Source organism: Thermosipho sp. 1074 (assembly GCF_001999655.1).
Classification (GTDB): Bacteria; Thermotogota; Thermotogae; order Thermotogales; family Fervidobacteriaceae; genus Thermosipho; species Thermosipho affectus.
The window spans coordinates 153,024-167,249 of the sequence record NZ_LBEX01000003.1 but is presented as its reverse complement, the minus strand read 5'-3'; the positions used below and the strand labels follow the sequence as shown (position 1 = coordinate 167,249).

Genomic DNA, 14,226 nt, shown 5'->3' with positions numbered 1-14,226 from the left:
ATGGAGCGGTTTTTGGATTGGGAAGATGTTTTTAAGCAGTTTTTGGAATATACTTTTTCTGTGTATGGTAGAGAACACTTGGAAAAAATTTCAAAAGAATGTGTGAATGGTGAAGAGTATGAGTATCTTCAAGAAGTGTTTGATATACAGGTAACCCAAGGGTTACCTGTTTTTCAAAAAATTGAAGATATTAGACCTTTGTTGCAAAAAACAAAAAATTATCCCATTCTTGAGCCGTATGAAATATTTAAGATAAAGGAATTTATGTTACTTGTGCATAGCTTGAAAGAAGCTATAAGTAGTACAAGGTATAAAGTTAGTTTCTATATATCAAAGTTAGGAAATTATGATGCATTGATTAATGAAATTGAATCTGTGTTTGAACCTGATGGAAATGTTAAGGATAAGGCATCTAAAAACTTGTCCGTTATTAGAAAAGAGCAAAAAAGGTTATCTTTAGAAATAAAAGAAAAGATTGAAAAATTTATTTCAAAAAATAGTAGATATTTACAGGAGCAGTTGTATACGATTAGGAATGGAAGATATGTGTTTATAATTAAATCAGGAGCACGTGGACATTTGAAAGGAATTGTTCATGGAGTTTCAAATACTGGAGTTTCATTGTTTTTTGAACCTCAGGAGTTCATACATTTAAATGATAAAATTGAAATATTAAGAAGTGAAGAAAAGATAGAAATCAATAAAATATTGAGAGGAATAACTAGTAAAATTCACGATAGATATGCACATTTAATTAACGATATAAAGATAGTTGGGCATATTGATTCACTTTTCGCTCGTGCAAAGTATGCGTATAAAAATAATGGGATTGTGGTAAAGCCAGAAGGTACGTATTTAAAGTTAGTAAACGCAAGGCATCCATTAATTTCAAGGGATAAAGTTGTTCCAATTTCTATAGATATTCCTAAAGATAAAAAAGGATTGATAATTACAGGTCCAAACACTGGTGGTAAAACTGTTACTTTGAAGACTATTTCTCTGTTTATATTCATGTCCCAACATGGTTTTCCCGTTCTTTCAGATGTAGGTACAAGAATTCCAAATTTCAAGTTGTTTGTAGATATAGGTGATTCTCAAAATGTTGTGGAAAATCTCAGCACTTTTTCTTCTCATATGGTAAGAATAATAGAAGCCTTGAAAGATGCCGATGAAAATTCTTTGGTGGTTATAGATGAATTAGGTTCGGGAACTGATCCATTTGAAGGTAGTGCTCTTGCAATTGCAATTATAGAGCATTTGCTTGAAAAAAATATTAAATTTATTATTACTACTCACCTTACGAATGTAAAGTTATTTGCGATGGAACGTGATGATATTATGACTGCGTCAATGGAATTTGATATAAATACTTTATCTCCAACTTACAGGTTACTTTTAAATACTCCAGGTGCATCACATGCGTTTGAAATTTCAGAAAGGTTGGGATTGAATAAAGATATTATTGATAGAGCAAAGATATATATATCTGAGGATCATTTAAAAATTGAAAATATAATTAAACATTTGAATTTAAAAGTGAGTGAACTAGAAGAAAAGAAGAAGCTTCTTGAAAAGACGTTAAAAGAATATGAGAGATTAAAATCGGAGTATGAAAAAAAATATAGTATTTTGAAGTTAAAGAAAATAGAGGAACTTGATAAAGAATTGAGGAATATTTATAGGGAATTTAGAACGGCAAAAAGAGAGATCCAGTCTGCATTGTTTTCTACCAAAACAAATAGCGAAGAATTAATAAAGAAAAAATTAAAAAGGCTTGAACAAAGGGAAAAGGATATTACCCAGGTGGATAAAACTTTGGAAAGTTTAAAGTATCCAAATATAGCCCAGGAAATAAACAAAGGGGATTACGTTAAATTGGTAGATGGAACGGCTGTTGGTAGGATAATTGAAAAAAGGCAAAACGGGAAAATTCTTGTAGATTTTAATGGATTAAAAATAGAGGTAAAAAAGTCAAGATTGAGAAAGGTTGAGCCACCTAAAAAAGATGAAGAGCCTGTTTTATATCAAAGTGTTTCTGTGCTTTCTTCAAATGAAATTGATTTAAGGGGAAAGACTGTGGAAGAAGCTATTGAACTTGTGGATAAGTTTATTGATGATCTTATATACTCTGATTATTCGAATGGATATATAGTGCATGGAAAAGGTACTGGAAGCTTGGCTTCGAATATATGGAATTTTTTAAGAGAAGACAAGAGGATAAAAAGTTATCGTTTTGGAAGGCCAAGTGAAGGTGGAGTTGGAGTTACCGTTGTGGAGGTGTGAGGCTTGGTTTTTGCTCTGGACGTAGGCACAAGAAAAATTGCAGGTGTGTTAGCTTCGTTGGAAGATGAGAAAGTTATAGTCCATGATATAGTATTAAAAGAACACGAACATCGTGCAATGTTGGATGGACAAATTCACGATGTGGAAAAAGTTGCAAGGGTGGTTAAGAAGGTAAAGGAAGAGCTTGAAAGTAGAAACAATGTGACTTTGGATAAAGTAGCTGTTGCACTTGCAGGAAGATTTTTGACCACGGCTATTGGTGAATATGAAGAGGATATTTCACACGTTAATGAGATAGATGATGAGCTTATAACGCGATTAGAACTTTCTGCGGTTGATAGCGCGGTGCAAAAGATTGATGCGGAAAATATGTATTGTGTGGGTTATTCCGTAATAAAATATGAATTAGACGGAAATTGGTTGAAAAAAATAAAGGGGTTAAAAGGCAAGAATGCAAAAGTAGAAGTTGTAACGGCCTTTTTGCCGATACAAGTAGTGGATGCAATGGTGTCAGTTTTGAGAAAAGTAGATCTTACAATGACACACATGACTTTGGAACCAATTGCTGCGATAAATATAACTGTGCCGGAAGATTTAAGAATTTTAAATATAGCTTTGGTTGATGTTGGAGCGGGTACTAGTGATATTGCCATATCCAAGGAAGGAACCATTATAGCATATGGAATGGTGCCACTTGCTGGAGATGAAATGACAGAATCAATAACAAAGGCTTTACTTGTAGATTTTTCCACAGCGGAAAATTTAAAGCGTTGGTTAAATACTCCAGAAGAAAATAAAAAAGTTTATAGAAATATCTTAGATAAAGAAAAAGAAATTACAAAAGAAAAACTTAACGAAATAATTGGACCGGTAGTTGATAATATTACAACAAAGATTACTGAAGAGATTTTAACCTTAAATGGTGACAAGCCGCAAGTGGTAATGGTTGTTGGTGGTGGGGCAAAAGTTCCAGGATTCGTGGAAAGACTTGCAGAAAAGTTGGATATAGAAATTGATAATATATCTTTAAAAGATGCAAAAAACTTGAATATTTTAGATAATACGGGAATTGTTGTTGGTAGTGAATTTGTAACTCCGCTAGGAATTGCGTATACTGCACTTACAAAGAGTGGTACTATTTTTGAACAGGTATTTGTAAATGATGAACCGATACAATTAGTTGGTTTTTCTGGTGGGCATATGTTAAGCGAAGTACTTCTACAATGTGGATATTCGATGATTGATCTTTTGGGAAAACCAAGTGAATCTATTGTTCTTGAAATTAATGGAAAGATGAAAATATTAAAAGGTGAATTACCAAAACCCGCACCCATTTATATTAATGGGAAACGTGCTACATTAAGAGATAAAGTAAAACATGGTGATAGAATAGTTATTGGTAAACCATCACAAACAGGTGAAAAATCCTATAGTCTTTATGATGTAGTTTTACCTATAATTTTGGATTTTGGTGATAAAAAAAGGAAATACTTTCCATCTGTTTCATTAAATGGCGAAATTATAAAGGAGAATGTTATTTTAAAAGATGGAGATAAGATTGATTATAATCCAGTTTTTGTCAAAGATATAAGGGCTGAACTTGAAAGGGAACTTGCAACAGTAGAGTTTTTTTATAATGATATTTATCAAGAGAAAAAAGTTGGTAAAGTGAAGATTTTTAAAAACGAATTGGAATTATCGGACAAAAATCAGGTAGATCCTGGGGAAACACTTAAAGTTGTTTTTGAAATAACTCCTTTGAAGATAAAGGATGTTGCCCAGAGTGAAACGAAGAGTGTAAAGATAGTTTTGAATGGAAAAGAAGAGGTAATTGAAAAGGATACGCTTTTGTATGAAGTAAATGGTGTTTTGGTAAGTAAAGAATATGAAATAAAAAATGGTGATAAAATATATACAACTTATTCTGAAGATGGCGGGGGGATAATTTTAGCCGATATATTTAGCAAGTTTAAGATTGATTTAAAGAAAATAAAAAATTATAAATTGTTAAAAAATGGAAAAAGCGCTTATTTTACAGAACCACTTTCCAATGGAGATGAAGTTATTTTCACTTATGAATTAAAGGAGGAATAATATGAATCTTGAAGAATTTAAAAAATTCAGAGAGAAGATGAATGAGAAAATACTTGAAAATGGTACTTTGAATACAAAAAGGTTTTTTAATCTGGATACAAATGTTTACAAAAAAGGTGTGTTAGATGAAAAAACTAAGGAGTTATTGGGATTAGTTGCTTCTATGGTGTTAAGATGTGATGATTGTATAACATATCATATGATTAGGTGTGTAGAGCATGGAGTGAGCGATGAGGAATTTTTTGAGGTGTTTGATGTGGCTTTAATTGTAGGTGGATCAATCGTTATACCACATTTGAGACGTGCTGTAAATACGTTGCATGAGATCAGGGAGATGCAAAAAGATGGCAAATCTGTTTCTCTTTGATGGTACAGGTTTAGTTTATAGGGCGTTTTATGCAATAGATCAATCTTTAAAGACTTCTACAGGAAAGCATACAAATGCAGTATACGGAATTGCAAAGATGTTAATAAAGTTTTTTAAAGAGCATATCAATATTAATAAAGATGCTTGTGCTTTTGTTTTAGATTCAAAAGGAGGAAGTCAGAAAAGAAAAGAACTTTTGATTGAATACAAAGCAAATAGGCCTGAAACCCCCAAGCTTATAATTGAACAACTTCCGTATATAGAGGAATTTGTGGAAAGTTTTGGGTTAAGAGTGTTAAAATTAATGGGATACGAAGCGGATGATATTATCGCAACACTTGCAAAAAAATTTTACGATGATTTTGAACAGATAAATATAATAACAGGTGACAAAGATTTATTGCAGCTTGTTGATGATAAGATCTTTGTTTGGCGGATAGAAAGGGGAATTACAGATTTAGTTTTATACGATAAAAGCAAAGTGTATGAAAAGTACGGGATTTATCCGTATCAATTTGCAGATTATCTTTCTCTTGTTGGAGATCAAATTGATAATATTCCAGGTGTTAAGGGAATAGGAAAAAAGACTGCCACATCTTTGTTGAAAAAATATGGTTCTTTGGACAATGTTATAAAAAATAAAAAGTTACTTACCAATAAGCTACAAAAATTACTTGAAAATTCAAAGGAAAATTTAACATTAAGTAGAGAATTGGTTGAACTAATATACGACGTGCCCTTGAATTTAAAAGCAGAGGATTTGATATATAAGGGGTATAATCAAAAAAAACTTTTACAAGTTTTGAAAAATTTTGAATTTTCTTCGATAGTTAAAGAACTTAATTTGCAAGAGGAATTTGAAAAGGAATATATTGTAGTGGATAATTTAAAAAAACTTGAAAAACTACAAGATGAGATAAAGAAAATGAAAGTTTTTTCCATTGATACAGAAACAACTTCACTTGAACCATATAGTGCAAAACTTGTAGGGATATCTGTTGCTACAAAGGAAGGTAAAGCATACTATATCCCCGTTTCACATGTCAATGGAAAAAATTTTGAAAAAAAGTATGTATTAAAGTTTTTAAAGGAAATTTTGGAAAGTGGAGAGTTTAATATAGTGGGTCAGAATTTAAAGTTTGATTATAAGATTTTTAAACTTTTTGGAATTGATCCCCATCCCCCATATTTTGATACAATGGTTGCTGCGTATCTTTTAAATCCTGATGAAAGAAAGTACAATCTTGAAGAGTTATCTTTAAAGTTTTTGGGGTATAAAATGATAAGCTTTGACGAATTAGTAGATGGTAGTGTTCCCTTATTTGGGAATGATTTTTCATTTGTTCCAATTGAAAAAGCTGCAGAGTATTCTTGCGAAGATGCAGATATTACATTTAGATTGTTTCATATATTGAGTAAACATATATCAGAAATAAAAGATTTGTTCTACAACATAGAAATGCCACTTATAAATGTACTTGCTCAAATGGAATTAAATGGAGTGTATTTTGATTTGGATTATTTGAAAATATTATCCGAAAAATATGAACAGAGGATGAGAAGATTAGAAGAAAAAATCTATGAGATTTCCGGTGAGCGTTTTAATATTAATTCTTCTAAGCAAGTTGCAGAAGTGTTGTTTAATAAACTTAAACTTCCATCTATTAAAAAGACCTCAACGGGTAGAGATTCAACAAATGCAGAGGTTTTAGAAGAACTTGCCAAGGAATATGAAATTGCGCAATTGTTACTGGAACATAGAAAATATCAAAAGCTTAAGAGTACCTATATTGATTCAATACCAAATTCTGTTAATGATATTACAAAGAGAGTACATAGTAGCTTTCATCAAACGGGAACTGCAACAGGTAGATTGAGCAGTTCAGAGCCTAATCTTCAAAATTTACCCACAAGGACTGAAGAAGGCAGAGAAATTAGGAAAGCTGTTAAGCCTCAATTTGAAGACTGGTATATAGTCGGAGCGGATTATTCACAAATTGAATTGAGAATTTTAGCCCACATGAGTGGGGATGAAAAATTACTTGAAGCATTTAAAAATAATTATGATATCCATACCATTACCGCTGCAAATATCTTTAATATATCTGAATTAATGGTAACAGAAGATATGAGAAGAATGGGAAAAATGGTAAATTTTGCGATAATATACGGTATTTCACCGTATGGCTTGTCAAAGAGAATAGGATTGAATGTAAATGAGACAAAAAAGATAATAGATAGTTATTTTAAATATTACAATGGTGTTTTTGATTTTATTAAACAGACAGTGGAATTTGCAAAAAAGAATGGGTTTGTAAAGACTTTGTTTGGAAGAAAAAGATATATTCCACAGCTAAGGTCAAAAAATGTTCGCCAAGAAGGTGAAAGAATAGCGATAAATACACCGATTCAAGGCACAGCAGCAGATATCATAAAGATTGCAATGATTAATATACATAATGAACTTTTGAGGAGAAAATTAAAAACAAAGATGATTTTGCAAGTTCACGACGAATTAGTCTTTGAAGTTCCAAAGGAGGAATTGGAAATAGTAAAAGAAATAATAGTAGACAAAATGGAGAATTCTGTTAAGTTAAAAGTCCCATTAAAAGTAGACTTATACGAAGGAAAAGAGTGGGAATAGTGAAAGAATTTAAAGATTTGATAGAATTAAACGAGTACGTTGTAAATAAGATAGAATCTACTGGTATTACACAGGAAACATTTAGGTTCTATGCGGATGTTGTAAGGGCAAATGTACATAACACGGGATTGTACATTGATGTTTCTCAGACCTATCCAGGAAAAAAAGGAACGAGAAACATTGAGATTACGGTTTTTGTTTTAAAATTTTTGTATCCACGTATGTTAAAAGTTTTGGGGATAGAAAGTGAAAAAGATCTAGTGGGGAAAAAGTGGATTTTTCAAGGTAAATTATCTTTTTATAGAGATAGAATGAGTTTTACATTTTTTGCAGATACTATTGCACCTGTTGGAGAATCTGAAATAGAGAAAAGAAGGAAAGAAATATTAAAAGAACTTAAAATGAGAAATTTACTTATGCTCGAAAAACACGATTTATCAGAACTTCCGCCTATAAAGAAAATAGCAATTATTTCTTCAAGTACTGCCGCAGGCTATGAGGATTTTTTGAAAAATTTAAAAGTTAGCTATCTTTATCAACCAATCGTTCATTTGTATGAATCACCAATGCAAGGTGCGCGAACAGCAACGGGAATAATTTTAGCTTTAAATAGAATAAAAAGATCTAATATTGATTATGATGTAGTTGTAATTGCAAGGGGTGGAGGGGCAAAGAGTGACTTAATGTATTTTGATGATTTAATATTAGGCGTTGAGATTGCAAAGTTTAATGAATATTGCCCCGTGTTATCTGGAATAGGACATGAAAGGGATTTTACTATTCCAGATTATGTTGCATGGAAAAGGTTTGCAACGCCTACAGAAGTTGCAAGGGCAATTTCTAAGCAGATAGATGATAATATTAAGAAAGTTGATAATAATTGGAATGATTTGAGATTGTTGGTAATGAGTTTATTCAAAAATGTTAATAACATATTGAACTTCCAACTTATAGATTACATAAATAAAACAATTACAGTTAGATTTGAAAACATTAATTATTTGTTGGATAATTATTATGAAAATTTAGAAAATCATCTAGAGTATAAGATAGATTTTTCAAAGCGTAGGATTTCAGAGGATGTTCTCAATTTTATTTCTGAGAAAATGAATGGTAAGTTTAAAAATGAAGAAAGTAATATGCTCAATTATGCAAAATTACTTGAAAAAGATTTTGAATTAAAGATTTCCCGTGCAGAATCTAGCATAAATGTAATTTTTCAAGAATTGTTAAAAAAAGAAGAACTTGCCCCGCTACTTTTTGGTGGAGCAGTCATTTTGAAAAACGGAAAGAAAGTAAGTAGTATAAGGCAAATAAAGATAGGTGAAAAATTGGGACTTTATCTTAAGGATGGAAAAATCAATGTAAAGGTGTTTAATGAGAGAAAGAATAAAAAGGAGGAATTGTATGGAGGACATACTCTCTTTAAAAATTGAAGATATGGAACGATTGGAATTCAACGATCTTATCGAAAAAATAGAAAGAATAAAAGATTATTTTCATCAAAATGATGTTGATATAGAGCTTGCTTTAAAGTTATATGGTAAGGCCGTTGATTTACTTTCCATAGCTAGAAAAAAGCTTATTAATTTTAAACATGAAAAAGAACAGATAGACAAAAAATATAGAGAGTTTTTAGAAAGTTTGGAGAATGAAAATGAAGAAGGATTATTCTAAACTTTGGGAAATCTTTACAAAATTTTTTGTTACTTCCGCTTTAACATTGGGCGGAGGTTATGCTATGGTTCCAATTTTTAAGAGAAAATTTTCAAATTATATGGATGATGAAAAATTTGGGAAAATTTTATCTCTTGCACAATCTATGCCAGGCCCTATAGCAATTAATATGGCAATTTTAATAGGTGAAGAAGTTTTTGGGATTTGGGGAATCGTATTTGCAGTATTTGGTGTTTTGATTCCACCGGTTTTGGTTATAGTATTAGCCGGTACGTTAGTAGGAAAATATTCAAATGAACTTTCTCCCCTTTTTAACGGGATTTATGCTTCAATTTTAGGGCTTGTTTTAGGAGTTTTGTATTCTATAGTAAGATTACAAAAATGGGATAAACAAAAGATTATTGTTTTAGGGTTAGCCTTGTTAGTGGTTTTTTTCTTTAAATCAATGGTTATACCTGTTTTTATTTTGATTGTGTGGTGGGAATATGCTCGAAGAATTAGTTGAAATTATAAAAGAGGGGAATGTGCTTGCGTTAACTGGAGCTGGAATAAGTACAAATAGTGGTATTCCGGATTTTAGGGGAAAAAATGGATTGTACGAAAGATACGGTCATGAAATTTTTGATTATGGATTTTTTAAAAGATATCCTGAAAAGTTCTATGACTTCGTAAAGAAAGAATTTAGTAAAATGTATAAAGCAAAGTGTAATATTTCACACAGATTACTTGCAAGGTTAGAAGATTTGGGATATTTAATAGGTATTATTACTCAAAATATAGATAATTTACATTTTAAGGCAGGATCAAAAAATGTAGTTGAAATCCATGGAAATGCAAGCAGATTTTATTGTGAAAGGTGTGGAAGAAAATATTCTTTTCCTGAAAAGTATTACTGTAAATGTGGTGGAATAATAAGACCTGATATTGTATTTTTTGGAGAAAACGTAAAAAACCTCGATTATGCGTATAGTCTTTTAAAAGAAGCAAATACATTACTTGTAATGGGAAGTTCTTTGCAGGTATATCCTGCTGCTTCTTTTCCTTTATTGATAAAAGAAAATCAAGGGAATTTGGTTATAATTAATATTGATAGTACCTCATATGATGAGTTTGCTGATCTTGTATATCACATGGATTTAAATGAATTTTCAAAGATACTTTTTAGATATTTTGAGGAGGAATAAATTGAAAAGATTATCTGTTTTATTAGTTTTAATTTCGTGTTTTTTGTTTTCTTCTACTTTGTATGAGTATAAGTTTAAAGGTGTAGTTGTTTTTAGAAGTTTGGATATAAAAATAAAACCATTTTTTGAATACGATAAAGTTGAGGAAAAAGATTGGAATCCTTTTAAACCTGAGTTGTTGAAGATAAAAGATGGAAAAAAGAAAATAATTCTTATCCATGGAATTTCACCAAGAGAAGTAGATGAAAAAATTGATTATTATAAAGAAAATATGATAAGTACTTTTAAAGAAGAAGTACCGGAAAACGTTGGACTTTACCTTTTTTTATATCCCAGTTTGGATGTGCCACTTGAGAATATTTCAAAAGAATTAGTAGACTTAACAAGTAGATTTGACAGTTTTTATATCTATGCACATAGTATGGGTGGAATTTTATTGAAGTATGCTTTGCAAGATGAAAATTTTGCAAAAAAGATAAAATGTGTGATTTTTGCTGGGACACCACATTTGGGTTCACCACTTGCACAAATTGCAACTTTTGATCAATCTTTTTTTGATTTATATATTGGGCAAAGGTTCGAATTAATAAAATATGCACTGTTTCTAGCTAACTTATTTAAAGGATATATTGTGGCACCTAATTATAAGTATTTGGTTTTTGGAAGAGATTATCCAAAAATTCCTAAAAATATTAGAGTAATAAATTTTGTTGGAAAGTTAGATTTTACCGTAACAGATCTAGACAAAATCCTTGAAACACACTTACCAAGTTTTGTTGGACTTTATTTTCTAAAATATGTTATTGATAACATATATCCGAAAAATTCGGTTTTTTTGGAGAATGATGGAATGGTACCAACAATAAGTGCAAGTGCGTACGGGGACTTAAATGTATTTTTCAAGGCATCTCACGCTGACCTTGCAATGCGACGTGATATAATAAAGAAAGCATTGGAATTATTTGGACTTTTAGGGGAGGGTATATAAACTATGAAAAAATTTTGGATTTTAATCATTTCATTAGTGCTTTTAATTTCAAGTTGTGGTATTTTATTTAAAACCCCTTCTTTGCCTGGAAGTTTTTCGGAAAAAAGCGCGATTTTGCTTTTAGATAGTTTTGAATATCCACTTGTTTCAATTGGTGAAATTGAAGAAATCTATGGTGTAGAGCTTGAAAGGGGATTGTATGGAATATTTGAGGGATTTAATGGTACATTTTATGTATTTAAGTATAATGATAAGTTGCGTGCAAAGGAAAATTGGAAAAGATTTAAAAATCAGTTTGGTAGCCCCTTAAAGTTGAATTATTTAACATATAGTTTATTTGATCGAGGATATTTTCAAATGAGGTATAAGGCGATTGATATAGTTGCTTGGTGGAAAGACAATTGGTTGTTTATAATCACCGGCAAAGATGTAAAAGATTTTTTAGGCTATATAGATAAAGTTTACGGAGCGATAATATGATAGTTGCAGGTGTAGATGAAGCAGGTAGAGGCCCATTATTTGGACCCGTTGTTGCAGGTGCCGTTGTTCTAACTAACGATGTTGAAGGGATAAACGACTCAAAGAAATTAACCGCTAAAAGTAGAGAAAAATTATTTTTTGAGATATTGAAAAATTCATTTTTTGGTATCGGAATTGCAACACCTGCTGAGATTGATAAATTGAATATATTGCATGCAACTGAGCTTGCAATGAACAGGGCACTTGATATGTTAAGAAGGAAAGTAGATTTCGATTTAGTATTAGTAGACGGAAAAAACTTAAAATTGAAATATCTGTATAAATGTATTATTAAAGGTGATCTTCTTGTAAAAGAAATTTCTGCCGCTTCAATTGTTGCAAAGGTCATTAGAGATAGAATACTTAATTTCTATTCTAAGAGGTTTTCAAATTATTTATTTGAAAGACATAAAGGTTATCCTACAAAATTGCACATAGATTTAATAGAAAAATATGGACTTACTCCAGAACATAGGTTGACTTTTAAACCTGTTGTGAATTTAATAAAGATTAATGAACTTGAAGAATGGTATAAAAGTGGTATTATAGATGAAGAAAGATATAGAATAATAGTTAAGAAAATGGGGGTGCCTCTTTTTGGAATATAAGGTACTGGATAAAGGATTTTTGAGATTAGTTGATATTTTGGGTGATGATTATTCTGCTGTAAAGGCTGCACGTGTTTCATATGGTAAGGGGATTAAGACACCTGATAAGGATAAAAAATTGATTTTTTATCTAATGGAGCATAAACATGAGACTCCTTTTGAGCATATTGTTTTCACATTTCATGTAAAAACTCCTATTTTTGTTGCAAGACAGTGGTTTAGACATAGAATAGGGTCTTTTAACGAAGCAAGTTTAAGATATACAGAGCTAAAAGATGAATTTTATATACCAAATCACATAAGAAAAAATGTAAAAGAAGATAAACAAAAAGCGGTAAAGGTTGAAGATGAGGATTTAAAAAATATGGCGCTTGAATTGATAAATAAAGCGATAGAAGATTCTTATAGAGCGTATAAAGAGCTATTAAAAATAGGAGTTGCAAGGGAAATGGCTAGGATAGTTCTTCCAATGTCATCTTATACGCAATTTTATTGGACTGTTAATGCAAGGAGCTTGATGAATTTTTTAAATTTGCGTGCAGATTCTCATGCGCAATTTGAAATACAGCAATATGCAATAAAGATTGCAGAGATATTTAAGGAAAAATGTCCATGGACATTTGAGGCGTTTTTGAAATTTAATTACAGAGGAGATATTTTAAAAGGGGTGGAATTGTGAAATTATCAGAAATTGCTCAGCTTTTAAATGCAGAAGTGCTAGTAAATGGTGATTTGGAAATTGAAATCGAGAAAGTTGCTGCATCTGACTTGATGAGCGATGTATTGGCCTTTGGTGAGGAAGGATCGCTTTTAATTACAGGGCTTGCCACTCCACAATGTGTTAGAACTGCCGGCGTGGTTGGAATTCCGGCTGTTATAATAGTTAGAAATAGAGAAATAATGCCCGAAACGATAAGAGTTGCTCAATTAAATGGTGTTAGACTTTTGAGAACCAAAATTGGGATGTTCGAAGCTTGTGGGATATTATATTCAAAGGGGGTAAAGCCAATTAAAAAATTTTAAAAGGGGGATTTTGATGTATATTGACGTAAAACCTTTGTATACACAAATTAGAAGTGAGCTTTTAAAAAGGATTGAAAAGTTAAGAAGAGAGCCAAAACTTGTTGTAGTTACATACAAACCTGATTCATCTACAATAAGTTATTTGAGAAGTCAAGAGAAATCTGCTAAGCGGTTTGGATTGGATTATGAGATTATAGAGGGAAAAACACCACAGCACGTTATTAAATTGCTAAGAAGTTTTTCAGATGATGAAGAAATAGATGGTATATTTGTAACGCATCCACTGCCTGATGTTGATGAAATGGAAGTTTTTGAAAATTTGGACCCGAGAAAAGATATAGAAGGTAGACATCCGTATAATTTGGGGATGCTTGCATATGGAGAAGAGTTTTTTGCACCATGTACAGCCGAAGCAGTGATAAAGATTTTGGAAAGTTATACGGAAATTATTGGGAAAAATGTAGTAATTGTGGGAAGAAGTAATACGGTTGGAAAACCACTGTCTTTAATGTTGTTGAGGCGTGATAGAAGTGCTACGGTGACTGTCTGTCATACAAAAACGAAAAATCTTTCAGAATTTACAAAGAAGGCAGATATTGTAGTTGCTGCTGCGGGAAGGCCTGAACTCATAACCAAAGAAATGGTTAAGGAAAATGCCGTGGTTATAGATGTGGGAATAAATGTTACGGAGAATGGTATTGTGGGGGATGTTGCTAAGGAAGTTTCCGATATTGCAAAAGTTACACCTGTACCTGGAGGTGTGGGAAAAATTACAACTGTATTATTAATGGAGCATCTTGTTAAAGCTGCAGAAAGAATAAATTTTTAAAATATAGGAG

The 14,226-nt window shown here is 31.4% G+C and carries 14 protein-coding genes; all 14 read left to right on the top strand.

Annotation, left to right across the window (positions count from 1 at the left end):
* Genes XO08_RS01145 through XO08_RS01080 form a run of 14 tightly spaced genes read left to right on the top strand, consistent with a single transcriptional unit; the run spans position 1 to position 14,216 of the window.
* On the top strand, positions 1-2,283 hold the full coding sequence (locus XO08_RS01145) for an endonuclease MutS2 (RefSeq protein ID WP_075665251.1): 2,283 nt from the start codon (positions 1-3) through the stop codon (positions 2,281-2,283).
* 3 nt (positions 2,284-2,286) lie between these two features.
* Positions 2,287-4,377 carry a cell division FtsA domain-containing protein gene (locus XO08_RS01140; RefSeq protein WP_075665250.1) on the top strand — a complete coding sequence of 697 codons (2,091 nt, stop codon included), beginning with the start codon at positions 2,287-2,289 and terminating at the stop codon, positions 4,375-4,377.
* Position 4,378: 1 nt separating this feature from the next.
* Positions 4,379-4,744 (top strand): carboxymuconolactone decarboxylase family protein, encoded by a 366-nt coding sequence (locus XO08_RS01135; RefSeq protein WP_075665249.1) that lies wholly within the window; start codon positions 4,379-4,381, stop codon positions 4,742-4,744.
* The gene (gene polA / locus XO08_RS01130; protein ID WP_075665248.1) at positions 4,722-7,388 is read left to right on the top strand and encodes a DNA polymerase I; all 2,667 of its coding nucleotides are present in this window, start codon (positions 4,722-4,724) and stop codon (positions 7,386-7,388) included. The genes XO08_RS01135 and polA overlap by 23 nt, the downstream gene beginning before the upstream one ends.
* On the top strand, positions 7,388-8,824 hold the full coding sequence (xseA, locus tag XO08_RS01125; protein ID WP_075666669.1) for an exodeoxyribonuclease VII large subunit: 1,437 nt from the start codon (positions 7,388-7,390) through the stop codon (positions 8,822-8,824). The genes polA and xseA overlap by 1 nt, the downstream gene beginning before the upstream one ends.
* Positions 8,796-9,065: an exodeoxyribonuclease VII gene (locus XO08_RS01120; RefSeq protein ID WP_075665247.1), complete on the top strand. Its 270-nt coding sequence runs from the start codon at positions 8,796-8,798 to the stop codon at positions 9,063-9,065. Before xseA ends, XO08_RS01120 begins: the two co-directional genes overlap by 29 nt.
* On the top strand, positions 9,040-9,570 hold the full coding sequence (locus tag XO08_RS01115; protein WP_332881307.1) for a chromate transporter: 531 nt from the start codon (positions 9,040-9,042) through the stop codon (positions 9,568-9,570). Before XO08_RS01120 ends, XO08_RS01115 begins: the two co-directional genes overlap by 26 nt.
* Positions 9,551-10,249, top strand: a complete 699-nt coding sequence (locus XO08_RS01110) for an NAD-dependent deacylase (protein WP_075665245.1) — start codon at positions 9,551-9,553, stop codon at positions 10,247-10,249. Before XO08_RS01115 ends, XO08_RS01110 begins: the two co-directional genes overlap by 20 nt.
* Before the next feature lies 1 nt (position 10,250).
* The gene (locus tag XO08_RS01105) at positions 10,251-11,237 is read left to right on the top strand and encodes an esterase (protein WP_075665244.1); all 987 of its coding nucleotides are present in this window, start codon (positions 10,251-10,253) and stop codon (positions 11,235-11,237) included.
* A gap of 3 nt (positions 11,238-11,240) precedes the next feature.
* Positions 11,241-11,717: a DUF3242 domain-containing protein gene (locus XO08_RS01100; RefSeq protein WP_075665243.1), complete on the top strand. Its 477-nt coding sequence runs from the start codon at positions 11,241-11,243 to the stop codon at positions 11,715-11,717.
* Positions 11,714-12,364, top strand: coding sequence for a ribonuclease HII (locus tag XO08_RS01095; RefSeq protein WP_075665242.1), 651 nt, complete (start codon positions 11,714-11,716; stop codon positions 12,362-12,364). Before XO08_RS01100 ends, XO08_RS01095 begins: the two co-directional genes overlap by 4 nt.
* Positions 12,354-13,043, top strand: coding sequence for an FAD-dependent thymidylate synthase (thyX, locus tag XO08_RS01090; RefSeq protein ID WP_075665241.1), 690 nt, complete (start codon positions 12,354-12,356; stop codon positions 13,041-13,043). Before XO08_RS01095 ends, thyX begins: the two co-directional genes overlap by 11 nt.
* Complete coding sequence (locus XO08_RS01085) at positions 13,040-13,387, top strand: hypothetical protein (protein WP_075665240.1); 348 nt, start codon at positions 13,040-13,042, stop codon at positions 13,385-13,387. The genes thyX and XO08_RS01085 overlap by 4 nt, the downstream gene beginning before the upstream one ends.
* Positions 13,388-13,400: 13 nt before the next feature.
* Positions 13,401-14,216: a bifunctional 5,10-methylenetetrahydrofolate dehydrogenase/5,10-methenyltetrahydrofolate cyclohydrolase gene (locus XO08_RS01080; protein WP_075665239.1), complete on the top strand. Its 816-nt coding sequence runs from the start codon at positions 13,401-13,403 to the stop codon at positions 14,214-14,216.
* The last annotated feature ends 10 nt before the right edge of the window (positions 14,217-14,226 follow it).